Annotated in this window: 20 protein-coding genes and 1 pseudogene; 12 read left to right on the plus strand and 9 right to left on the minus strand. The window is 59.6% G+C overall.

All coding sequences use genetic code 11. From position 1 onward, the window contains the following. Positions 1–81: 81 nt before the first annotated feature. Positions 82–435, minus strand: a complete 354-nt coding sequence (gene uraH, locus B9Z31_RS01770) for a hydroxyisourate hydrolase (protein ID WP_100117836.1) — start codon at positions 433–435, stop codon at positions 82–84. A gap of 167 nt (positions 436–602) precedes the next feature. Between uraH and B9Z31_RS01775 the strand changes: the two genes are divergently transcribed. The 10 genes from B9Z31_RS01775 to B9Z31_RS01820 all read left to right on the plus strand — a co-directional run bounded on the left by B9Z31_RS01775 (position 603) and on the right by B9Z31_RS01820 (position 11,694). Continuing rightward, positions 603–1,268 (plus strand): GntR family transcriptional regulator, encoded by a 666-nt coding sequence (locus tag B9Z31_RS01775; protein WP_100117942.1) that lies wholly within the window; start codon positions 603–605, stop codon positions 1,266–1,268. Between the two features lie 27 nt (positions 1,269–1,295). Next, a complete protein-coding gene (gene puuE / locus B9Z31_RS01780) occupies positions 1,296–2,246 on the plus strand; it encodes an allantoinase PuuE (protein WP_100117837.1) in 951 nt (316 codons plus the stop codon). 82 nt (positions 2,247–2,328) lie between these two features. Further along, positions 2,329–4,098, plus strand: coding sequence for a 2-oxo-4-hydroxy-4-carboxy-5-ureidoimidazoline decarboxylase (gene uraD / locus B9Z31_RS01785; RefSeq protein ID WP_100117943.1), 1,770 nt, complete (start codon positions 2,329–2,331; stop codon positions 4,096–4,098). A 2-nt stretch (positions 4,099–4,100) separates the two neighbouring features. Continuing rightward, on the plus strand, positions 4,101–5,354 hold the full coding sequence (locus tag B9Z31_RS01790) for a M20/M25/M40 family metallo-hydrolase (protein WP_100117944.1): 1,254 nt from the start codon (positions 4,101–4,103) through the stop codon (positions 5,352–5,354). Positions 5,355–5,356: 2 nt separating this feature from the next. Beyond that, positions 5,357–6,199, plus strand: a complete 843-nt coding sequence (locus tag B9Z31_RS01795; protein WP_100117838.1) for a phytanoyl-CoA dioxygenase family protein — start codon at positions 5,357–5,359, stop codon at positions 6,197–6,199. A 197-nt stretch (positions 6,200–6,396) separates the two neighbouring features. Next, on the plus strand, positions 6,397–7,878 hold the full coding sequence (locus B9Z31_RS01800) for a nucleobase:cation symporter-2 family protein (protein ID WP_100117839.1): 1,482 nt from the start codon (positions 6,397–6,399) through the stop codon (positions 7,876–7,878). A gap of 172 nt (positions 7,879–8,050) precedes the next feature. Next, positions 8,051–9,085 (plus strand): ABC transporter substrate-binding protein, encoded by a 1,035-nt coding sequence (locus B9Z31_RS01805; RefSeq protein ID WP_100117840.1) that lies wholly within the window; start codon positions 8,051–8,053, stop codon positions 9,083–9,085. A 126-nt stretch (positions 9,086–9,211) separates the two neighbouring features. Further along, positions 9,212–10,030 carry an ABC transporter ATP-binding protein gene (locus B9Z31_RS01810; protein WP_053170558.1) on the plus strand — a complete coding sequence of 273 codons (819 nt, stop codon included), beginning with the start codon at positions 9,212–9,214 and terminating at the stop codon, positions 10,028–10,030. A gap of 14 nt (positions 10,031–10,044) precedes the next feature. Then, positions 10,045–10,812 (plus strand): ABC transporter permease, encoded by a 768-nt coding sequence (locus B9Z31_RS01815; protein WP_100117841.1) that lies wholly within the window; start codon positions 10,045–10,047, stop codon positions 10,810–10,812. 51 nt (positions 10,813–10,863) lie between these two features. Continuing rightward, positions 10,864–11,694, plus strand: coding sequence for an urease accessory protein UreD (locus tag B9Z31_RS01820; protein WP_100117842.1), 831 nt, complete (start codon positions 10,864–10,866; stop codon positions 11,692–11,694). Between the two features lie 147 nt (positions 11,695–11,841). On the opposite strand, the gene B9Z31_RS01825 is transcribed toward B9Z31_RS01820, so the two are convergent. The 5 genes from B9Z31_RS01825 to B9Z31_RS01845 are packed head-to-tail and all read right to left on the minus strand — an operon-like array spanning position 11,842 to position 17,952. Continuing rightward, positions 11,842–12,810 (minus strand): tripartite tricarboxylate transporter substrate binding protein, encoded by a 969-nt coding sequence (locus tag B9Z31_RS01825; protein ID WP_100117843.1) that lies wholly within the window; start codon positions 12,808–12,810, stop codon positions 11,842–11,844. Between the two features lie 26 nt (positions 12,811–12,836). Further along, on the minus strand, positions 12,837–13,259 hold the full coding sequence (locus B9Z31_RS01830) for a hypothetical protein (RefSeq protein WP_100117844.1): 423 nt from the start codon (positions 13,257–13,259) through the stop codon (positions 12,837–12,839). After that, positions 13,252–15,003, minus strand: a complete 1,752-nt coding sequence (locus tag B9Z31_RS01835; RefSeq protein WP_100117845.1) for a hydantoinase B/oxoprolinase family protein — start codon at positions 15,001–15,003, stop codon at positions 13,252–13,254. Before B9Z31_RS01835 ends, B9Z31_RS01830 begins: the two co-directional genes overlap by 8 nt. Then, positions 15,000–17,084: a hydantoinase/oxoprolinase family protein gene (locus B9Z31_RS01840; protein WP_100117846.1), complete on the minus strand. Its 2,085-nt coding sequence runs from the start codon at positions 17,082–17,084 to the stop codon at positions 15,000–15,002. The genes B9Z31_RS01835 and B9Z31_RS01840 overlap by 4 nt, the downstream gene beginning before the upstream one ends. A gap of 10 nt (positions 17,085–17,094) precedes the next feature. Continuing rightward, complete coding sequence (locus B9Z31_RS01845; protein ID WP_100117945.1) at positions 17,095–17,952, minus strand: fumarylacetoacetate hydrolase family protein; 858 nt, start codon at positions 17,950–17,952, stop codon at positions 17,095–17,097. 137 nt (positions 17,953–18,089) lie between these two features. Here B9Z31_RS01845 and B9Z31_RS15585 point away from each other — a divergent pair. Together B9Z31_RS15585 and B9Z31_RS01850 are read left to right on the plus strand one after the other, a co-directional pair. Continuing rightward, a pseudogene (locus B9Z31_RS15585) lies at positions 18,090–18,260 on the plus strand (LysR family transcriptional regulator); the annotation flags it as partial. A gap of 96 nt (positions 18,261–18,356) precedes the next feature. Continuing rightward, positions 18,357–19,022 carry a LysR substrate-binding domain-containing protein gene (locus tag B9Z31_RS01850; RefSeq protein WP_233200645.1) on the plus strand — a complete coding sequence of 222 codons (666 nt, stop codon included), beginning with the start codon at positions 18,357–18,359 and terminating at the stop codon, positions 19,020–19,022. Between the two features lie 184 nt (positions 19,023–19,206). Here the strand turns inward: B9Z31_RS01850 and urtE are convergent, their stop codons facing one another. The 3 genes from urtE to urtC all read right to left on the minus strand — a co-directional run bounded on the left by urtE (position 19,207) and on the right by urtC (position 22,072). After that, positions 19,207–19,911 (minus strand): urea ABC transporter ATP-binding subunit UrtE, encoded by a 705-nt coding sequence (gene urtE, locus B9Z31_RS01855; protein WP_100117848.1) that lies wholly within the window; start codon positions 19,909–19,911, stop codon positions 19,207–19,209. 116 nt (positions 19,912–20,027) lie between these two features. Continuing rightward, positions 20,028–20,903, minus strand: a complete 876-nt coding sequence (urtD, locus tag B9Z31_RS01860; RefSeq protein WP_100117849.1) for an urea ABC transporter ATP-binding protein UrtD — start codon at positions 20,901–20,903, stop codon at positions 20,028–20,030. Further along, entirely contained in the window at positions 20,900–22,072 is a 1,173-nt protein-coding gene (gene urtC / locus B9Z31_RS01865; protein WP_233200618.1) for an urea ABC transporter permease subunit UrtC, read from the minus strand. The genes urtD and urtC overlap by 4 nt, the downstream gene beginning before the upstream one ends. Between the last annotated feature and the right edge of the window lie 3 nt (positions 22,073–22,075).

Here is a 22,075-nt window from a genome sequence, read left to right on the forward strand (position 1 = left end):
TTTAAAGAACCGGGGCCTGATTGGGCGGATTTGATCAAGTATTAATTGGGGTCAGACCCCAATTCACTGACCCCCATGGTTTCAGGAGCCCCGATACGTCGAATAACTCCAAGGGCTGGCCAGCAGGGGCACGTGGTAGTGCTGGTCTTCATGCGCCACACCGAAGTCCAAAGACACGCGGTTCAGGAAATTAGGCTCCGGCAGTGCCACGCCTTTGGTTTGGAAGTAGTCGCTCACATTGAAGACCAAACGGTAAGTGCCTTTGCGCAGGCTGGCATGGTCATACAGCAGGCCATCGGGGTTGCGGCCGTCATGGTTCAGGGTGAAGCTTTTGACCAAGGTGGCCTGATCGCCTTGCGTGGTGTAGAGGGACACCTGCATGCCCGCGGCGGGGCAGCCGTGCATGGTGTCCAGAACGTGTGTGCTCAATCCCATGGTGTGCTCGCTTGTCTGAAAGAGGGTCTCAAAAGGGTGGTTTTGACAGGGCTTTGAAAAGCCCTTTAAACCGGTCGACCGAAGTGTATACAATTTTGCTTTCGGCGGCTATGATTTCGCCAATGACCCCCAAACAAAGGGCACAGCCGCCTGAGAAAACGCGAGACATGGAAACTTCCACCACGCACCACATCGTCGAATCGCTGACCCGCGCCATCGTGGAGCACCGTTTGTTGCCCGGCTCCAAACTGGCCGAGCAAAAGCTGGCCGACCACTTTGGCGTCTCGCGCACTTTGGTGCGACAGGCGCTGTTTCAGTTGTCGCAAAACCGCTTGATCCGCCTGGAGCCCGCGCGCGGTGCTTTTGTGGCGGCGCCATCGGTCGAGGAGGCGCAGCAGGTCTTTGCCGTGCGCCGCATGCTCGAAGCCGAGATGACCCGCGCCTTTGTGCAGCAGGTCACGCCCGAACAAATCGTGGCCCTCAAAGAGCACATCCAGCAAGAGCGTGAAGCCGTGACGCAAGGCGACATCACGGGCCGGACCGAGTTGCTGGGTGACTTTCATGTGCGCATGGCCGAACTCATGAACAACGACGTGCTGGCCCAGGTGCTGGGGGAGTTGATCTCGCGCTGCGCCCTGATCACCTTGATGTACCAGTCGCGCAACGAAGCCGAGCACTCCACAGACGAGCATGTGGCCATCGTGGCCGCCCTGGAAACGCAGGACGCCGACTTGGCCGTGCGCCTGATGCACGAACACCTGCTGCATGTCGAAGCCAGCCTGACCTTTGACCGCAAAGTGCCCACGCACGACATTTCTCTGGCCCTGGCCTGAACCTTTGAGCACCCGCAAGAGCAACGCATGAGCACCTACGACACCACCCTCCCCTACCCCCGCGACCTCAAAGGCTACGGCCGCCATGTGCCGCACGCCCAGTGGCCGGGCGGTGCCCGTGTGGCCGTGCAGTTTGTGCTGAACTACGAAGAAGGTGGCGAAAACTCGGTGCTGCACGGCGATGCAGGGTCTGAGCAGTTTTTGTCAGAAATGTTCAACCCCGCGTCCTTTCCCGAGCGGCACATCAGCATGGAAGGCATTTACGAGTACGGCTCGCGAGCCGGCGTGTGGCGCTTGTTGCGCGAGTTTGAAAAGCGTGGCCTGCCGCTGACCGTGTTTGGTGTGGCCACTGCGCTGCAAAAGCACGACGACGTGACCGCCGCCTTCAAGGAACTGGGCTACGACATCGCCTGCCACGGCCTCAAGTGGATCCACTACCAAAACATCGACGAAGCCACCGAGCGTGCCCACATGGCCGAGGCCATGGACATCTTGCAAAAGCTCACGGGCGAGCGGCCTCTGGGCTGGTACACCGGGCGCGACAGCCCCAACACCCGCCGCCTGGTGGCCGACTTTGGCGGCTTTGAGTACGACAGCGATTACTACGGCGACGACCTGCCGTTTTGGATGAAAGTGCGCAAGTCAGACGGCAGCGATGCGCCGCAACTGATCGTGCCCTACACCCTGGACTGCAACGACATGCGCTTTGCGCTGCCCCAGGGCTACTCGCACGCCGACCCCTTCTTTCAGTACATGAAGGACACCTTTGACGCGCTCTATGCCGAAGGTGACCCGGGTGGCGACAACGCCCCCAAGATGATGAGCATCGGCATGCACTGCCGCCTGCTCGGCCGCCCCGGACGCATCACCGCGCTGCAACGCTTTTTGGACCACATCCAGTCGCACGACAAGGTCTGGGTGGCGCGGCGCCTTGACATTGCCCGGCATTGGAAAGCCACACACCCTTACCAGGACTGACATGTTGTGGGAGGCCGCCCCTGCGGCCGAATGCCCACCCCAAGACATTCGGCCGCAGGGGCGGCCTCCCACAGAGACATCCATGCCCATCACTTTGGAACAACTCAACAGCGCCAGCCGTGAAGAGGCGGCGCTCATGCTCGATGGCTTGTACGAGCATTCGCCCTGGATCGCCGAGCAGGCACTGGCGCAGCGTCCCTTCACCTCGCTGGCCCACCTCAAGCACGCCATGTGCGAGGTGCTGGCGCACGCTGGGCGCGACGCGCAGCTCGGCCTGATCCGCGCCCATCCCGAACTGGCGGGCAAGGCCATGGTCAGCAAAACGCTGACGGCCGAGTCGACCCACGAGCAAACCAAAGCGGGCCTCACCGACTGCACACCCGAAGAGTTCGCCAAGATCCAAAAGCTCAACGCCGACTACAACGCCAAGTTCGGCTGGCCCTTCATCTTGGCGGTGCGCGGCCCGCGCGGCGTGGGCTACAACAAGCAGCAAATCATCGACGCCTTCGAGCGCCGCCTGCACGGCCACCCCGACTTTGAATTGGCCGAGTGCCTGCGCAACATCCACCGCATCGTCGAAATCCGCTTGAACGACAAGTTCGGCGTCGAGCCCACGCTGGGCCACTTGGTTTGGGATTGGCAAGAAAAGCTGGCGCAGCACTCTGACCCTGGTTTTGCCGAAGCGGGTCAGCTCACGGTGACCTACCTCACCGACGCGCACCGCGCTTGTGCCCAGCGCATCACGCAAAACATGCGCGACTGCGGCTTTGACGAGGTCTACACCGACGCGGTGGGCAACGTGGTGGGCCGCTACCACCCGGCCACCCCAAGCGGCCGATACCTCATGACCGGCAGCCACTACGACACCGTGCGCAACGGTGGCAAATACGACGGCCGCTTGGGCATCTTTGTGCCCATGGCGTGCGTGCAGCAGCTGCACCAACAAGGCCAACGCCTGCCTTTTGGCATTGAAGTCGTGGCCTTTGCCGAAGAGGAAGGCCAGCGCTACAAGGCCACCTTCCTCGGCTCGGGCGCCCTCATCGGCCAATTCAACCCCGCCTGGCTGGACCAACAAGATGTCGACGGCATCACCATGCGCGCAGCCATGCAGCATGCGGGCTTGTGCGTGGACGACATCCCCAAAATCCAGCGCGACCCGGCGCAATACCTCGGCTTTGTCGAAGTGCACATCGAGCAAGGCCCGGTGCTCAACGAAGTCAACATCCCGCTGGGCGTGGTCACGTCGATCAATGGCAGCGTGCGCTACCTGTGCGAGGTGATCGGCACGGCCAGCCACGCAGGCACCACCCCCATGGACCGCCGCCGCGACGCGGCCTGCGCCGTGGCGGAACTGGCGCTCTACATGGAGCAACGCGCGGCCCAAGACGGTGACAGCGTCGCCACCATGGGCCAGCTGCAAGTGCCCAGCGGATCGATCAACGTGGTGCCCGGCCGCTGCCTGTTCAGCTTGGACATGCGCGCGCCCACCGACGCACAGCGCGACGCGCTGGTCACCGACATCCTGGCGCAGCTGCAAGCCCTGGCCGAGCGCCGGGGTGTGCGCGTCAAAGCCGAACTCACCATGAGCGCTGCCGCCGCGCCCAGCGCCCCCGAGTGGCAAGCCCGCTGGGAACGCGCCGTGAGCGCCCTGGGCGTGCCGCTGTTCAAACTGCCCAGCGGCGCAGGCCACGACGCCATGAAGCTGCACGAGGTCATGCCACAAGCCATGCTGTTTGTGCGCGGCGAAAACGCGGGCATCAGCCACAACCCGCTCGAATCCACCACCAGCGACGACATGCAGCTGTGCGTCGACGCCTTCACCCATGTTTTGAACCAACTTGCATCGGAATGATCATGACTGCCACTGCACAACATTACGCACAACTCGACGCCTGGATCGACGCGCACTTTGACGAGCAAGTCAAGTTTCTGCAGGCCTTGGTGCAGGTGCCCACCGACACCCCACCCGGCAACAACGCGCCCCACGCCGAGCGCACCGCAGAGTTGCTCGCGCCCATGGGCTTTGTCGCAGAAAAGCACCCTGTGCCCGCCTCCGAAGTCAACGCCTATGGTCTGGAGTCGATCACCAACCTGATCGTGCGCCGCAAATATGGCGAGGGCAAAACCATTGCCCTGAACGCCCACGGCGACGTGGTGCCCCCTGGCGAAGGCTGGACACACCCGCCCTACGGCGGTGAGATCCACAACGGGGCCATGTACGGCCGCGCCACGGCTGTGAGCAAGTGCGACTTTTCTACATTCACCTTTGCCACACGCGCACTCGAATCGTTGAAAGCCCCCCTCAAAGGCGGCGTGGAACTGCACTTCACCTACGACGAAGAATTTGGCGGCGAGATGGGCCCCGGCTGGCTGCTGGCAAAAGGCCTGACGAAACCCGACCTGATGATCGCGGCAGGCTTCAGCTACCAGGTGGTGACCGCGCACAACGGCTGCCTGCAAATGGAAGTGACGGTGCACGGCGAGATGGCCCACGCCGCCATTCCCGACAGCGGCACCGACGCGCTGCAAGGCGCGGTGCACATCCTGAGCGCGCTGCACGCGCTGAACACGCAGTACCTGAAGGTCACGTCCAAGGTGGAAGGCATCACCCACCCCTATTTGAACGTGGGCCTGATCGAAGGCGGCACCAACACCAATGTGGTGCCCGGCAAAGTCAGCTTCAAGCTCGACCGCCGCATGATCCCCGAAGAGAACCCTGCGGAAGTGGAAGCCAGCATCCGCCAAACCATTGCCGAGGCCGCGGCCTGCTTCCAGCCCCCACGCGGCGGCAATAGCCTGCAAGTGGACGTGCGCCGCATGCTGCTGGCCAACGCCATGAAGCCGCTGGCGGGCAACCAGCCTCTGGTCAGCGCCATCCAAAAACACGGCGAACAAGTTTTCGGCGAAGCCATCCCTGCCCTGGGCACCCCGCTCTACACCGATGTGCGCTTGTATGTGGAGCGCGGCATCCCCGGCGTGATCTACGGCGCAGGCCCCCGCACCGTGCGCGAGTCCAACGCCAAACGCGCCGACGAGCATGTGCAGCTCGATGACCTGCGCCGCGCGACCAAGGTGATTGCACGCACACTGCTGGATTTGCTGGCCTGAACATGCGCGCGCCGCAGCTTGACACCCTGCGCCAGCGCGTGCAGGCCTGCACCACCGACCAGGATGTGGCCGACTACCAGCGCGATGGCGCGGTGTGCATCCGCAACCTGTTCAGCCCCGAAGAAGTGTCCCTGCTGCGGGATGGCATCGAGGCCAACCTGGCCCAGCCCAGCCCGCGCGGCATGGTGGCCAGCAGGCCGGACGACCCGGGGCGCTTTTTTGAAGATTTTTGCAACTGGCAGGACATCGCGCAGTACCAGCGCTTCATTTTTGACACGCCACTGGCCGCACTGGCCCAGCGCCTCATGCAAAGCCAGACGGTGCGCCTGTACCACGACCACCTGCTGGTCAAAGAGCCTGGCACGCGCCAGCGCACGCCTTGGCACCAAGACCAGCCTTATTACAACGTGGACGGCTTGCAAAACATCAGCTTCTGGATTCCGGTGGACCCGGTGTCCCGCCCGTCCACGCTGGAGTTCATCGCGGGCTCTCACAGTGGCCCTTGGCTCATGCCGCGCACTTTCATGACGAACCAAGCCAAATGGTTCCCCGAAGGCTCGCTGGCCGAATTGCCCGACATTGAAAACCACCGCCAAGACTTCCCCATCCTGGGCTGGGACTTGCAGCCGGGCGATCTGGTGTGTTTCCACATGCTCAGCCTGCACGCCTCTGCCGGCGTGGACGGCACGCAGCGCAGGCGCGTGTACTCGGTGCGCTTTTTGGGCGACGACATGACCCACGCACCGCGCCCTTGGGTGACTTCGCCGCCCTTCCCAGGCCTGGACCAGGAACTCCCCGCAGGGGCGCCGATGGACCATGCGCTGTTTCCCTTGATGGCGGTTTGACCCCAAAGAGCGAGTTCGGCCCGCATGGGTGAAGATCTGCAGGCCGCTCCCTCCCGGCTGGGCATCGACCTTGTGCAACACAGGGTTTCCCCGCGTCACACCGCCTTCAATTTTGTATACAGTTTCGAACACAAAGAAGCACACATTTAGTTTCTTTGCGGTTTTCCCCCTCTGTTTACTTTTCAGGAGACCCCTCCATGAGTTCAACTGTTCACCCTGTTGACGAGCATTTGCCCAATGGCAAGCTCGCCGCTTTGGGCCTGCAACATGTGCTGGTGATGTACGCCGGCGCGGTGGCCGTGCCTTTGATCGTGGGCCGCGCCCTCAAGCTCAGCCCTGAACAAGTGGCGATGCTGATCTCGGCCGACCTGTTTTGCTGCGGTTTGGTCACGCTGATCCAATCGCTGGGCGCCACACAGTGGTTTGGCATCAAGCTGCCCGTGATGATGGGCGTGACGTTTGCGTCTGTGGCCCCGATGGTGGCCATGGCCAACAACAACCCGGGCGTGCAAGGCGCGGGGCTGATCTTTGGCGCCATCATTGGCGCGGGGGTGATCTCGATCTTGATCGCGCCCATCGTGAGCCGGATGTTGCGGTTTTTCCCGCCGGTCGTCACCGGCACCATCATTGCCGTCATCGGCATCAGCTTGATGCGCGTGGGCATCAACTGGATTTTTGGCAACCCCTTCGGCCCCACAGCGCCCAGCATCCCTAACCCGGAACACCTGGCCTGGCTCGATGCGGCCAAACAAGCGGCCAGCACGGGTGCAGTGCCCCCAGTGCCTGCGGGCATGAACATCGTCGGCACGGTGCCTAACCCCAAGTACGCGCAGCTCTCGCACATCGGCATTGCCGCCATCGTGTTGGTTTCCATCTTGCTGATTGCCAAGTACGCCCGTGGTTTTGTGTCCAACATTTCGGTGCTGCTGGGCATCGTGATCGGTGGCGTGGTGGCCACGGCCGCTGGCCTCATGAACTTCGACAAAGTCAGCAAAGCCGGCTGGTTTGACCTGGTGCTGCCCTTCGAAATTGCCACCCCCGTCTTTGACCCGATCCTGATCCTGACCATGACCCTGGTGATGATCGTGGTGATGATCGAGTCGACCGGCATGTTCCTCGCCTTGGGCGATTTGACGGGCAAAAAAGTCGATCAAAAAATGCTCACCGCCGGTCTGCGCACCGACGGCCTGGGCACGCTGATTGGCGGTATCTTCAACACCTTCCCCTACACCAGCTTCTCGCAAAACGTGGGCCTGGTGGGTGTGACGGGCGTGAAAAGCCGTTTCGTCTGCGTGGCAGGCGGCGTGATCCTGATCGTGCTGGGCTTGTTGCCCAAAATGGCGGCCCTGGTGGAGTCGCTGCCCACCTTTGTGTTGGGTGGTGCGGGCTTGGTGATGTTCGGCATGGTGGCCGCCACCGGCATCCGCATTCTGGCCAGCGTGGACTACAAGGCCAACCGCAACAACCTGTTCATCGTGGCCATCTCCATCGGCTTTGGCATGATCCCGCTGATCGCGCCGCGCTACCTGCAGTGGATGCCGCACAGCATCCACCCGCTGATCGAGTCGGGCATCTTGCTCGCATCCATCAGTGCCGTGCTCTTGAACCTGTACTTCAACGGCTCCAAAGGCGACAGCCGCGACGCGATCGAAGCGGCCAAACAAGCCGAAGCGCATTGAAAAGGTGCGTAGATACTTTTAACCCCATTTTGGTGCCAGACAAGCCAGGCTTGGGCACCAAAAGAGGGGGTTTCTAGGGGATGAACCTGACACAGCCTGTCAGAACCATGGTCGATAATGGCACCGAATTTGCTAAACAAGATTCACCGTTTATTTGAACCTGGAGCCCCTCATGAACAAGCGTTTCTTCATCAAAGCCACAGCCGCCTTGGCCGCTGTGGCTTCTTTCGGTTTGGCGCAAGCCCAGACCACGCCCATCAAGTTTCAGATGGACTGGCGCTTTGAGGGCCCTGCTGCTTTCTTTCTGGTCCCTGGCACCAAAGGCTATTTCAAAGACGCCAAGCTGGACGTGACCGTCGACTCTGGCAACGGTTCGGGTGGCGCCGTCACCCGCGTGGCCTCGGGCACTTACGACCTGGGTTTTGCCGACCTGGCCGCCCTGATGGAATTCCACGCCAACAACCCCGACGCGCCCAACAAGCCTGTGGCCATCATGATGGTCTACAACAACACACCGGCCTCGGTGATGGCTTTGAAGAAGTCCGGCATCAAGACCCCCGCCGACCTGGCTGGCAAGAAGCTGGGCGCCCCGGTGTTTGACGCCGGTCGCCGCGCATTCCCCATCTTCCAAAAGGCCAACAGCATTGGCAACGTGGCCTGGACCGCCATGGACCCACCCTTGCGCGAAACCATGCTGGTGCGTGGTGATGTGGACGCCATCACCGGCTTCACCTTCACGTCCCTGCTCAACATCGAAGCACGTGGCGTGAAAGCCGAAGACGTGGTGGTCATGCAGTACCCTGACTTTGGCGTCAAGCTCTACGGCAACGCGATCATCGCCTCGCCCAAGATCTTGAAGGAAAACCCCGCGGCTGTGAAAGCCTTCTTGAGCGCCTTCACCAAAGGTGCCAAGGACGTGATGGCCGATCCGGCCAAAGCCATTGAATCGGTCAAGGCCCGCGACGGCATCATCAACGTGGCACTCGAAACCCGCCGCCTGCAACTGGCCATCGACACCGTGATCAACAGCCCATCGGCCCGCGCCGAAGGCTTTGGCCAAGTCAATGGTCCTCGCCTGACGCTGATGGCTTCGCAGGTGTCGGACGCCTTCAACACCAAGACCCGCGTCAAGGTGGAAGACATCTGGAACGGTGCGTTCTTGCCCACAGCCAAAGAGCTGGACATTCTGCCCAAAGGCAAGAAGTAAATCAGCGCAAGCTGCGGGGCCATCGCGCCCCCTTGCGCCAAGCCCACCTTCACCCCTTTCGGGTCGGTGGGCTTTTACAGGGCGTAGCGTGTATACACTTTCGAACACCATTTTCGAGCTCTCACCATGACCCAAGAATCATTCGTTGATTTCCAGAATGTCTGGCTCGCCTACAACGACGAGTTGCTGGCGCAAAACCATTTCGCGGTTGAAGACATCAACCTGCAAGTCAAACAAGGCGAGTTCATCGCCATCGTGGGGCCATCGGGTTGCGGCAAGTCCACCTTCATGAAGCTGACCACCGGCCTCAAAATGCCCAGCAAAGGCCGCATCCTGGTCGACGGCCAACCGGTCACCGGCCCGCTCAAGATCAGCGGCATGGCGTTTCAGGCTTCGTCGCTCTTGCCTTGGCGCACCACGCTCGACAACGTGCTGCTGCCGCTGGAGATCGTGGAGCCCTACCGCTCCAACTTCAAGCAAAAAAAGGCCGAGTACGTGGAACGCGCCCGCAAGCTGCTGAACACGGTGGGCTTGGGTGGTTACGAAGACAAATTCCCCTGGCAGCTGTCGGGCGGCATGCAGCAACGCGCCAGCATTTGCCGCGCTTTGATCCATGAGCCCAAGATGCTGCTGCTGGACGAGCCCTTTGGTGCGCTCGACGCGTTCACGCGCGAAGAACTCTGGTGCATCTTGCGCGACCTCTGGACCGAGCAAAAGTTCAACGTCATTTTGGTCACGCACGACCTGCGCGAGTCGGTGTTTTTGGCCGACACGGTGTACGTGATGAGCAAAAGCCCCGGCCGCTTTGTGGTGAAAAAAGAAATCGATCTGCCGCGTCCGCGTGATCTGGAGATCACCTACACCCCCGAGTTCACCAACATCGTGCACGAGCTGCGCGGCCACATCGGTGCCATGCGCAAAACCGGCGCGGCCATCAACCAATAAGCGGGAGCCCCCTCATGAACAAGAAATCTCTCGAAACCTGGTCGCCCTGGATCTTGCTGGTGCTGAGCTTGCTGATTTGGGAAGGCCTGTGCCGCGCCTTCAACGTCTCGGAATTCGTGTTCCCAAGTCCTTGGCGCATTGCAGAACAAACCGTGGAATACCGCGACGTGATCGCGGGCCACGCCTGGCGCACCTTCTGGGTGACCATGGTGGGCTTTGGCATCGCCATCGTGGTGGGCGTGCTGCTGGGCTTCATCATCGGCAGCTCACGCCTGGCCTATGCCGCCGTGTACCCGCTGATGACGGCCTTCAACGCCTTGCCCAAAGCGGCGTTCGTGCCGATCTTGGTGGTGTGGTTCGGCATCGGCATCGGCCCCGCCATCCTCACCGCTTTCCTCATCAGCTTTTTCCCGATCATGGTGAACATCGCCACCGGTCTGGCCACGCTGGAGCCTGAGCTGGAAGACGTGCTACGCGTGCTGGGCGCCAAGCGCTGGGACGTGCTGGTCAAAGTCGGCCTGCCGCGCTCCATGCCTTACTTTTACGGCTCGCTCAAAGTCGCCATCACCCTGGCCTTTGTCGGCACCACCGTGTCCGAGATGACGGCATCCAACGAAGGCATCGGTTACCTCTTGATCTCGGCCGGCTCGGCCATGCAGATGGGTCTGGCGTTTTCTGGTCTGGTGGTCGTGGGCGCCATGGCCATGGTCATGTACGAGTTGTTCAGCTACATCGAAAAGCACACCACCGCCTGGGCACATCGCGGCTCGCAGGGTGAATGAAACGTCTGAACGCTTTGGCGTGAAGTTGCACAAGCGTTTCGGCATAGCCCTATGACTTGGCTGGCCCGTCTGGATTTGGACTACACGCGCGAAGCCGAGCGCAGCGTGGCCCGCTACCTGCACCAAGGCCCGCTGCGCATTTTGCAAAGCCTGTACCCCGAAGGCGATGCGGTGTGCCACAACGTGCTGGTGCACCCGCCCAGCGGCTTGGTGGGTGGCGACACGCTCGACATGCGCGTCACGGTCGGCCCCGGCGCCCATGGCCTGGTGACCACGCCCGGCGCCACCCGCTTTTACAGAAGCGAAGCGGGCTTGGCCACGCAGCAGGTGCATGCCCGTTTAGAAACAGGTTCACGACTCGAATGGCTGCCGCTCGAAGCGATTGCCTACAGCGGCTGTGATGGCCTCAACCGCGCGGTGTTCGACCTCGCTCCCGGGGCCGAGTTGATCACATGGGACATCACCGCTTTGGGCTTGCCAGCCGCAGACATGCCTTTCACACAAGGCGCATTGCGCCAACATCTGGAAATTCCCGGCGTGTGGCTGGAGCGCGGCACCCTCAGCGCCAACGACACCCGCTTGATGAACAGCCCACTGGGCCTGGCAGGCCAGCGCTGCATGGCCACGCTGGTGTTTGCAGCGGGCAGTGCCATCGCTGCAGAACGCGCTGACCGCGCCCTGGCCTGTGCGCGTGAGTGGCTTGAAGCGTCTGAACTGCGCTGGACCGCCGGAGCCACCTCGCCACACCCACAGGTCATCGTGCTGCGGGTGCTCTCACCCGTGACCGAGCCGGCCTTTCAACTGCTGCGGCAGGTGTGGGCGGCTTGGCGACACGAGATGTGGGGTTTGCCTGGCAAGGTGCCTCGGCTGTGGAACCTGTGAACCCCGTGCTGGATTGACCCAAGCCCCTTGTGTTCCACAATCCGCAGGCCACGGGCGCATGGGGCCTTGGATCGTGGATGGGGAAATCCTGATGGAACCATGAAAAACGGCCCCGATCAGGAGCCGTTTGATCCCTATTCAGGAAAATCATTCCGGTTTGAATCCAGCGCCCTTCAACAACTCTGCGCTTTCAGACACGTATGCACCCATGTATTTCTTGAAGTCATCCACACTCTCCGTGATGGGATCGATGCCCAGTGCTTCGAACGAGCCGGCCTTGGTCAACTGCTGCACCGTCTCATTGATGGCCTTGTTCAGAAACTGGACACGGTCAGCGGGTGCACCCTTCGGCGCCCAAACACCATACCAAGATTCGGTCACGAATTTAGGATAGCCACTTTCAATCGCCGTCGGCACATTGGGCATGACCGAGCTGCGTTTGGCAGACGTGACCATGATGGGCTTGACCTTGCCTGACTTGGCCAGGCCCTGTAAAGCGATGATGGCGTCGATCTGGATTTGCACGTGGCCACCTGCGACATCCGTCAGCGCTGGCGCCGTGCCTTTGTAGACAGCTGTCACCAAATTGGTCAAGTTGCCTTGTTTGGCAAACATCAGAGTGCCCAAATGGCTGGCAGCGCCCAGTGCGGGCAACGCCGCGGTCCATTTGTCAGGACTTTGCTTGGCAGCGGCAATGACTTCTGACAGCTTGTTTTGCGGCAAATTGGGGGATATCACCATCATCAATGGCGCTTCGCCGACACGCGCCACCGCCGAAAAATCGGTTTGAGGGTCATAAGGCGGATTGGCCATCACTTGCTTGGCCAGCGCATGGGTCGATGCAGAAAACAACAGCGTCATCCCATCTGGATTGGCGGACTGAACAAACTTGCCACCCACCGAGCCATTGGCGCCAGGTTTGTTCTCGACGAGCACAGACAGATTCAGGTTGGTACCCAGTTGTTTGGCAATCAAACGGGCGGCGCTGTCTACGCCGCCCCCTGGTGCGAAGGGTACGACCATTCTGATGGGGCCATCTGGCAATTTGGTTTGCGCCATGGCAGTGCTGCCGGCCAGAAGCGTGATCACTGCGATGACGCGTTTGATGGGGTGCATGTCTGTCTCCTCTTGTGGTTAAAAAATCAATCCCGATAAGCAGAACGCCAAGCGCGGGAGCCACCCAGCAAAGGCGCTTCAACTGCAGGTCCGTGCAGCTTGGCGTAGGACTCGATGGTTTTGGTCAATCGTGACAAAAGCCAATCAGCCGCCTCGGGTGGCGCTTGCTCTTTTTGTAGGCGCGTCAAGATCAACCGGATGGGTTGATGTTGTTCTGCGACAGGGCCTGGGGACAGAAGAAAAGCAACGACCCGGGTCTCGCCCAGTCTTTCGCTTTCAGCCCACAGGTAGTCGGCAATATCGCGCTCGAAATCTTCCAAAGTGACGCTGATGCCCGTCATGTTGCAGGAACACCCCAACGCAATATGCTGCGTTGACAACCGGTGCCACAACTCCGACAGATGTGTGGCCTGTGCCCGGATGGTGTTCTCTTGCAGCACGTCAAGCATGGGCACGCAACACTGAAGTTTCTGCCTCATTGACTTGGCACTTGTCGTCCAGCACCACGCCATAAAGCTTTTGAGCAGCTTCGCGGCTCACATAGCCTTCACGGACATCGTCCGCAACCTTTTGTGCATCGCGCTTGAGAGGATTGCCAAATCCACCGCCGCCGCCTGAGAGCATCTTGTAGGCATCCCCGCGCTCCAGTCGGACGTTGAAAATCTTGGCATTGGGCAAGTCCTCTTGCCATTGCCCTTTGTGGCGGATGGCGATGCCGTTGCCAGCAGCCTCTCCACCCCCTTCTAAGCCCCAAGGCTTGCAATGCATGCGGTCTATGCGTGTGGTGACAGAAAAAGGTGAAAGTGCCTGGACCACCATTTCAGCGCCAAGCCCCCCCCGGAACTCGCCAGCACCTGCGCTGTCTTCACGAATTTTGTAACTCTCAACCAACACGGGGTACTTGGCTTCGAGTTGTTCTGTGGGACTGTTGTGGGTGTCGCCATCGTTGATGCAAACCGTCACCGAAACGCCATCTTCTCTGCTCTTTGCACCCCAGCCACCGCCCAGCGGGCCGATGCCCACGATGAACAGGCGACCGTCTTCAGGGGAGATGCCGTGGATGTTCGGAAACACCAAGTCGGCGTGATGGCCTGCAATGGAGCGGTCCGGGATAGCAGGCGCCAAAGCTTTAAAGATGGTGTCGATCACCGTCATCGGGAAAGTCATCCAAACGCGCATGGGGTATGGGCGCTCGGCACTGATGACTGTACCCATGGGCATGATCACCTTGAGCGGTCGAAAGCTGCCATCGTTGACGGGGTAATCGGTCGGAGTGGTCAGGCACTTGTAGGCCACCTGAGCACAGGCGATGCCAGTGGTGAAGCCCGAGTTGTAAAAGCCTTTGACCTGACGACTGACATCGGAGAGGTCAATTTCCATCTCATCGCCTTTGACCGTGACCTTCACTCGGATCGGAATGCGCTTGCCAACCTCCAAGCCGTCGTCGTCCATGAAAGACTCGGCTTCGTAAACACCATCTGGAATGGTCAGCGTATTTTGGCGAGCCAACGCTTCCGAGGCATTCATGATTTCCTGGATGGCACCTTGCACAGCATCGTTGCCGTACCGTTGTACCAACTCCAAAAAACGACGCTCGCCGGTGGTGATGGCGGTGATCTGCGCACGCAAGTCGCCCAATGCACGCTCAGGCATGCGAACGTTCATGCCAATGATGTCAATCAGGTCTTGATTGACTTTGCCGGCACTCTGGTATTTGACGATTGGAATTTGAATGCCTTCGGAGAAGATGTCGGTCGTGATCTGACCCAGACTTCCACCGACATCCAACCAATGGGCCATACAGCAGGTAAAACCAATCAACTGGCCCTCATGAAAAACCGGCATGGTGAATGTGAAGTGATTCAGGTGACTGCCGGTGGTGTAGGCATCGTTGGTCACCAAAATGTCGCCGGGATGGATGTTCTCGTAACCAAAGTGACGGATTTTGGATTTGACTGTCTCGGACATGCCACGGATGAACATCGGCAGACCCAGACCAATGGAGACGGTATCCCCTTCTTTGGTGAACAGCCCTACCGTGAAATCCAACGCCTCATAAATGATGAGGTTGTAGGCCGTTCGCATCAGGTTGGTCTTCATCTCCTCGGTGACGGCGAAAAGACCGTTGCGAATGATTTCCACAATCACAGGATCCACCTTCTGCGACGGACTTTGAAGTGCGCTGGTACTCATGTGCGATCGCTCCCAATGGAAATTTGCAAATTACCGAACTGGTCGACTCGAACGGTGTCACCCGGTTGAACGACCGTGGTCGAGGCATGCTCTTCGATGAGGGCAGGCCCCTCAATCAGATTGCCGTGCTTGAGCCCGTCCCGCTTGTAGACCGCAGTTGACACATAGTCGCCCGCGCAGCGGAAATACACTGGCTTGTGTGCGCGCAGCCCTTGTTCTTCGGGTTTTGCCATTCCCGTCGCCACTTCGTTGCGAGGTGGCTTCTTCATGCGGCCCATGACCGTGACGCGCAAGCTGACAATGTCCGCCGCTTCCTTGGGCGCCGAAGTGCCGTAACGCACTTTGTGCACCTCGTCAAAATGGTTCTTGATGCCAGCGCGGTCCTGACGGTCAAAAAATTCACGCGGCAGATCCACCGTCACAGCATGCTCTTGGCCGAAGTACCGCATGTCTCCGGCACGCTCAAACACTATCTCCTCAGGCCGAATCTGAGAAGCGCCGATGGCCGCACGTCCCTCGTCTTCCATTTCTTTGTAAATGGCTTCGATCTCTTCGAAGGACATGCCATCTAAGCGGCGGAACACCGAACGCACATAGTCGTAACGCAGATCAGAGAACAGCATGCCGTAAGCCGAGAAGTACCCAGGGGCGTAAGGGATCAGCACATTGCGAATCCCGATTTCCCGGGCAATGGCCGATGCGTGCAGGGGCCCCGCGCCACCGTACACCACCATGGTGAAGCTGCCAGCATCGAGGCCTCGCTCTGTGGTCACGGCCTTGACCGCATGGGACATCTGAGTGACCGCGATGCGCAAGATGCCATCCGCAGCACGCGTGGCGTCCAGCCCCAATGGGTGAGCCACCTTGTCTTCCATCGCTTTTTTGGCGCTTTCCAGGTACAAGGGCATTTCGCCGCCCAGAAAGTTTTGCTCATCCAGACGACCCAAAATCAAGTTGGCATCGGTCACGGTGGGCTCTTCACCCCCACGGCCGTAGCAAACAGGGCCCGGCATCGAACCGGCCGAACGTGGGCCGACTCTCAATGAATTGCCCAATTCGACGCGAGCAATAGATCCCCCCCCAGTGCCCACCTCAAAAATATCCATCATCGGGATCTGAATGGGCAGGGCTTTCTCGTAACCACCAATCAGCGCGCTGCCTGTTGTCAGTGGACGACCTTCACTGATGACACCTGCTTTGGCGGTTGTGCCACCCATGTCGAATGCGATGGAATCGGGCAGGCCCAGTTGCGCACAAATGGCTTGCGCACCGATCACGCCCGCAGCAGGTCCGGACTCCAGCATGCGAATGCAGTCGCGGCGCGCATGCTCAAGCGGGAACAATCCGCCGGTGGATTGCACGGCATAAAAATCACCGTCAAACCCTTTGGCTTCGAGGTGCTCTTCGAGTTTGCCCAAATAGGCGGACACGCGCGGACCCACATAAGCATTGGCCACCGCCGTGGAGACGCGTTCAAATTCGCGGTATTCCTGTGACAGCTCGTGGGATGCGCAAACAAATGCGCCCGGAATTTCTTCTTGCAAGATGGCTTTGACCCGGCGCTCGTGATCAGGGTTGCGGTAAGAATGCAACAGCAATACAGCGACGGCTTCAATGTTTTCTGCCTTGAGTTGCTTGGCCAGAACGCGAACGCGGTCTTCATCCAGCGGCTTGTGCAAAGAACCGTCTGCGCGCAGGCGTTCGCTCACCTCATGGCGTTGCGAACGCGGCACCAGCGGCACGTGCTTGGAGAAGAAGAGGTTGTAGGCATCGGGGCGGTTGACGCGGCCGATTTCGTAGATGTCCCGAAATCCTTCGGTGATCAACAAGGCGGTCTTGGCGCCGTTGCGTTCCAGCAGGGTGTTGATCGCGATCGTTGAACCATGCAAAAACAAATACCCATGGGTCAAGTCAATGCCTGCGCCGTCCAGCGTGTTTTGGATACCGTCATGCAAATGGCCATGGGTGGACAGAGCTTTTCCGAAAGAGATCTGTCCGCTCGCTTCATCGAAGCAAGCCATGTCGGTGAAAGTGCCACCAATGTCGACCGCGATGCGTGATTTTTTGGAATGTGTTGTCATGCAATTTCCTTCAGATGCCAGCGTTGACCACCACGTTGCGAAGGATGCCCAGCCCACTGATTTCAACCTCGATGACATCACCCGCATTCATGTAGACCGGTGGTTCGCGCTTGTCGCCAACGCCTCCTGGCGTCCCGGTCGCGATCACATCACCGGGACTCAGGTTTGTAAAACCTGAGAGGTATTCGATGATCACAGGCAAGGTGAAAATCAGATCCGCCACCGAGGCGTGCTGCATGACTTGACCATTGAGGCGGCTTTCAAGCGTGAGCTGATTGACATCCGGTATGGCCTTGCGACTTGCCATGAAAGGACCGAGCGGGCCCGTGGCTGGAAAGTTTTTGCCAGGCGTCCACTGGTGGGTGTGGCGCTGCCAATCACGCGCGGTGCCGTCGTTGAAACAGGCGTAACCGGCAATATGGTCCCAGGCCTTTTCTTGAGAGATATGTCGCCCCCCTTGGCCAATGATCACCGCAAGTTCACCCTCGAAATCGAAACGCTGCGTCGCTGCCGGCTTGGGCAAAGGCGCGCCGTGGGCGCTCAAGCTGTCGGCGAAGCGCGTGAAGATCGCGGGATGTTCGCTGTCAGCACGTTTCATCTCGGCCACATGGGTTTTGTAATTCAGCCCGACACAGAACACTTTTCCAGGGTTGGCAATCACGGGCAAAAGCCGGGCCTCGCTGGATTTGACTGGGACACCGGACTGAAGAACTGCCGCCTCCAAAGCATCCAACTGGTCAGCGGCAATGACCGACTTGAGATCCGGATATTGGGCAGCCAATGAATCGGGGACTTGCAACCAGTTGTTTTCGTCTTTCCACAAGCCATAACTGGCTTTTCCCTGAACCTCAAAGCTTACAAATCTCATGATTTTCCTCGGATGACTGGCATCGGTTGTCGATGCCTTGATGGCCATGAGGGGGAAGTCTAGGCAGGACATTGCCATCTGCATAGAATCTCATTTGAGATTTCAGATATGCCTAATTCGGCATACCAAGGAGGCGTATGCAACTTCAAGACTTCAAACTGTTTTTGGAGGTGGCTGAGCTGGGCAGCTTCACCAAAGTCGCGGCCCATCGGCAAACAGTGCAATCGCACATCAGTCGACAGATCAGCACGTTCGAAGCAGCCTGCGGCAGTCCATTGTTCAAGCGCACTGGCCGTGGGGTGGCTTTGACTGAATTTGGAACCCACGTTGCTTTCAATGCGCGCAAATGGGTCCGGGAAACCGACGCTTTTTTTGCAGACATCCAACAAACTGCAACGGTGCCCATGGGCGAGGTGCGCATAGGCATACTGCCTTCAGCCGCCCACCCATTGATGACGCAAGTCTTCAAGCGCTTGCACCACGAGTTTCCCAAAATCACCCTGAACATTCGCGAGGGCCAAGGCGGCGAGCTCGATGCCATGCTCGATTCGGGGAGCGTCGATATGGCCATTCTGTTCAGATTCGACAAACCCAGCACCCCAGATGAAACACTGCTCACTACCGCAAGCACTTATCTGGTCTCGCGGCCAGGCCTGTCCTTGACGCATCCGGAGACGGTTGAGTTCCGCCGCCTAGAGGGCCTGCCCTTGGTAATGCCACGGCGACCAGCGCATTGGCGATCGATTTTGGATGAAACCGCCAAAAGCAAAGGCTTCCACTTGCAAACGGCCATAGAGGCCGATTCATTGAGGGTTCAAAAAGAATTGATTGCCGACAACCCGCATCTTTATGCGCTTCTCGGACCGTTTTCTGTCGACCACGAGTTGCGCTTGGGGAAACTGCAAGCTGCCAAAGTCATCGGTCCTGACTTGAAACGCTACGTGACTTTGGCTCACCCCAAACAGGGGCAACTGACTCAAGCAAGCCGAATCGTTTCGCAGTTGATCAAAGAAACGGTCACTGTCTGGAAAAGCCAAATCACATGGCCCAACAGCCAGCTCAAAAATTGACGCGTCAGTGTCGCCAAATCACCCCCAACCCTCGGTGTCTTACTTCTGGCGTTCGACATCGCTGGTGTCTTCACCGGATGACGCTTGACCATTGAGAGACAGACAGCACGATTGCGCCAGTGACCTTGTCCGCTGCTCATCGGTCAAGCCCCAAGGCCCATCCATTTTTTTGGCTGCCTGGGGCTCAAATCGCCACCAGCTGCTGAATGTTCTTTTCCTTCATCTCGCTGCCCGGCCCACGGGCGAGCACCTCGCCGCGCTCCATCACCAGATACTGGTCGGCCAGTTCTTCGGCAAAGTCGTAATACTGCTCGCACAGCAACACGGCCATGCGTTGGCCCTGCAGCCCCACATCGGCCAACTGGCGGATCACGCGGCCGATGTCTTTGATGATGCTGGGCTGGATGCCTTCGGTGGGCTCGTCCAAGATGAGCAAGCGCGGCTTGGCGGCCAGTGCGCGGGCAATGGCCAGTTGCTGCTGCTGCCCACCTGACAAATCGCCGCCCCGGCGGTGCAGCATTTGCTTCAGAACAGGGAAGAGCTCAAACAACTCAGGGGGAATGGGAGTGCCGCCCGACTGTGTGGCCAGGCCCATGCGCAAATTGTCTTCCACCGTGAGGCGCGCAAAGATTTCTCGGCCTTGCGGGACGTAACCGATGCCGGCTGCCGCGCGTTCATAGGGTTTGGCATTCGTCAGGTCTTGCTGGCTGAGGGTGACGCTGCCGCTTTTTATGGGCACCAGACCCATGAGCGATTTGAGCAAGGTGGTTTTGCCGACACCGTTGCGCCCGAGCAGCACCGTGACCTGGCCCTGTGTGGCGCTCAGGCTCACATCGCGCAGGATGTGGGAGCCGCCGTAATACTGATGGATGTTGTTGACTTCAAGCATGGCTGCAAATCCTGGACAGTTGAATCCCTGGTGGGAGCGAGCCCCTGCTCGCGAATGTGTGCCTTGGCCTGGCGGGTCTTCGGCCGCAGGGGCGGCCTCCCACCATGAGGAACAATTCAGCGCCCCAAATAAACTTCGATCACCCGCTCGTCGGCTTGCACCTGATCGAGCGTGCCCTGGGCCAGAACTGAACCGTCGCACAACACCGTGACGATGTCCGAGATGGTGCGGATGAAGCCCATGTCGTGCTCCACCACCATCAGCGAATGCTTGCCTTTGAGTGTGAGGAACAACTCGGCCGTGCGCTCGGTTTCATGGTCGGTCATGCCGGCCACGGGTTCATCGAGCAAGAGCAGCTTGGGGTCTTGCATGAGCAGCATGCCGATCTCCAGCCACTGCTTTTGCCCGTGGCTGAGCAAGCCAGCGGGCTTGCGGACGCTGTCCGCCAGGTGGATGGTGTGCAGCACTTCGGCCAAGCGGTCGCTTTGGCTCGAATCGAGTTGGAAGAACATCGAGGCTTTCACGCCTTTGGGCGTCTTGAGTGCAAGTTCCAGGTTTTCAAACACCGTCAGGTGCTCGAACACCGTGGGCTTTTGGAACTTGCGACCGATGCCCAGCTGTGCGATTTCGGGTTCGTTGTGGCGCAGCAAGTCGATGGTGCTGCCAAAGTAGACGGTGCCTTCGTCCGGCCGTGTCTTGCCGGTGATGATGTCCATCATCGTGGTCTTGCCCGCACCGTTGGGGCCGATGATGCAGCGCAACTCGCCCGGCGCGATGTCGAGCGACAGCTTGTTGATGGCCTTGAAGCCGTCAAAGCTCACGCTCACATCTTCCAAGTACAAGATACGGCCGTGGGTCACGTCGACTTCGCTGGCGTCTTGCAGCACACGGCCGTAGCCTGTGCTGCGGCCACCGGATTCGGTCAACTCTGCGCGCTGCTGGGCCGACTTGGCCACACGCTCAGCGCCTTTTTGGAGCAGGTCAGGCGTCATGCCGCACCGCCTTTCTTGCTTTTGAGATTGGCAACGCGCCCAAGCAGCCCATCCGACTTGCGCAGCAAACCGACCACCCCACCCGGCTTGCGCAGCAAGCCGACCACTCCGTTCGGCAGGTACAAAGTCACCGCAATGAACAGGGCGCCCAAGAAGTACAACCAAAACTCAGGCGCTGTCACCGTGAGCCAGCTCTTGGCACCATTGACCAAAAACGCACCCGCAATCGGACCGATCAAGGTGCCACGGCCACCCACCGCCGCCCACACCGCCATCTCGATCGAATTGGCCGCGCTCATCTCACCGGGGTTGATGATGCCGACCTGCGGCACATACAAGGCCCCGGCAATGCCGCACATCACGGCCGAGATCACCCAGATGCTGAGCTTGTACGGCAGTGGCGAATAGCCTGAGAACATGACCCGTGTTTCGGCATCGCGAATCGCCATCAGCACCCGGCCGTACTTGCTGCCCACCAGCCAACGTGCAAACAAAAAGAAGCCCAGGAGTGTCAATCCGGTCAACACAAACAGCGCCATGCGCATGTTCGGGGTGGCGATGGGCAAGTCCAAAATGCGCTTGAAATCAGTAAAGCCGTTGTTGCCGCCAAAACCAGTTTCGTTGCGGAAGAACAAGAGCATGGCCGCGTAGGTCATGGCCTGGGTGATGATGGAGAAGTACACCCCTTTGATGCGCGAGCGAAAAGCAAAGTAGCCAAACACAAAGGCAATCAAGCCGGGCACCAACACCACCAGCACCAGCGTGGCCAAGAAGCTGTCCGAGAGCAGCCAATGCCAGGGCAGCTCTTTCCAGTCCAAAAAGACCATGAAGTCAGGCAACTCGCTTTTGTAATTGCCGTCTTGCCCGATCTGGCGCATGAGGTACATGCCCATGACATAGCCGCCCAAGGCGAAGAACAGCCCATGGCCCAGCGACAAAATACCGGTGTAACCCCAAATCAGGTCCATCGCCAGTGCACAAATGGCGTAACACATGATCTTGCCGATCAGGGACACGGCAAAGTCACTCAGGTGCAAGGGGCTGCCTGCAGGCACCCACAAGTTGAGCACCGGGGCCAGCACGCCCACCACGATGAGCGCGAGCAGAAAGGCCGCCCAGGCTTTTCTGCCCAGCAAAGGCGCGTGGGTCGGAAGTTCAAAATGGTTCATTTT

Source organism: Limnohabitans sp. G3-2, assembly GCF_002778275.1.
Classification (GTDB): Bacteria; Pseudomonadota; Gammaproteobacteria; order Burkholderiales; family Burkholderiaceae_C; genus Limnohabitans_A.

Excerpts from the sequence above, each read along its gene's own strand:
- B9Z31_RS01845 (WP_100117945.1), bottom strand. The coding sequence starts at position 17,952 with ATGAGATTTGTAAGCTTTGAGGTTCAGGGAAAAGCCAGTTATGGCTTG.
- B9Z31_RS01840 (WP_100117846.1), bottom strand. The coding sequence starts at position 17,084 with ATGACAACACATTCCAAAAAATCACGCATCGCGGTCGACATTGGTGGC.
- B9Z31_RS01805 (WP_100117840.1), top strand. The coding sequence starts at position 8,051 with ATGAACAAGCGTTTCTTCATCAAAGCCACAGCCGCCTTGGCCGCTGTG.
- urtE (WP_100117848.1), bottom strand. The coding sequence starts at position 19,911 with ATGCTTGAAGTCAACAACATCCATCAGTATTACGGCGGCTCCCACATC.
- B9Z31_RS01795 (WP_100117838.1), top strand. The coding sequence starts at position 5,357 with ATGCGCGCGCCGCAGCTTGACACCCTGCGCCAGCGCGTGCAGGCCTGC.
- B9Z31_RS01830 (WP_100117844.1), bottom strand. The coding sequence starts at position 13,259 with ATGCTTGACGTGCTGCAAGAGAACACCATCCGGGCACAGGCCACACAT.
- B9Z31_RS01835 (WP_100117845.1), bottom strand. The coding sequence starts at position 15,003 with ATGAGTACCAGCGCACTTCAAAGTCCGTCGCAGAAGGTGGATCCTGTG.
- puuE (WP_100117837.1), top strand. The coding sequence starts at position 1,296 with ATGAGCACCTACGACACCACCCTCCCCTACCCCCGCGACCTCAAAGGC.
- B9Z31_RS01820 (WP_100117842.1), top strand. The coding sequence starts at position 10,864 with ATGACTTGGCTGGCCCGTCTGGATTTGGACTACACGCGCGAAGCCGAG.
- urtD (WP_100117849.1), bottom strand. The coding sequence starts at position 20,903 with ATGACGCCTGACCTGCTCCAAAAAGGCGCTGAGCGTGTGGCCAAGTCG.
- uraD (WP_100117943.1), top strand. The coding sequence starts at position 2,329 with ATGCCCATCACTTTGGAACAACTCAACAGCGCCAGCCGTGAAGAGGCG.
- B9Z31_RS01790 (WP_100117944.1), top strand. The coding sequence starts at position 4,101 with ATGACTGCCACTGCACAACATTACGCACAACTCGACGCCTGGATCGAC.
- urtC (WP_233200618.1), bottom strand. The coding sequence starts at position 22,072 with ATGAACCATTTTGAACTTCCGACCCACGCGCCTTTGCTGGGCAGAAAA.
- B9Z31_RS01850 (WP_233200645.1), top strand. The coding sequence starts at position 18,357 with ATGGGCGAGGTGCGCATAGGCATACTGCCTTCAGCCGCCCACCCATTG.
- B9Z31_RS01800 (WP_100117839.1), top strand. The coding sequence starts at position 6,397 with ATGAGTTCAACTGTTCACCCTGTTGACGAGCATTTGCCCAATGGCAAG.
- B9Z31_RS01810 (WP_053170558.1), top strand. The coding sequence starts at position 9,212 with ATGACCCAAGAATCATTCGTTGATTTCCAGAATGTCTGGCTCGCCTAC.
- B9Z31_RS01815 (WP_100117841.1), top strand. The coding sequence starts at position 10,045 with ATGAACAAGAAATCTCTCGAAACCTGGTCGCCCTGGATCTTGCTGGTG.
- uraH (WP_100117836.1), bottom strand. The coding sequence starts at position 435 with ATGGGATTGAGCACACACGTTCTGGACACCATGCACGGCTGCCCCGCC.
- B9Z31_RS01775 (WP_100117942.1), top strand. The coding sequence starts at position 603 with ATGGAAACTTCCACCACGCACCACATCGTCGAATCGCTGACCCGCGCC.
- B9Z31_RS01825 (WP_100117843.1), bottom strand. The coding sequence starts at position 12,810 with ATGCACCCCATCAAACGCGTCATCGCAGTGATCACGCTTCTGGCCGGC.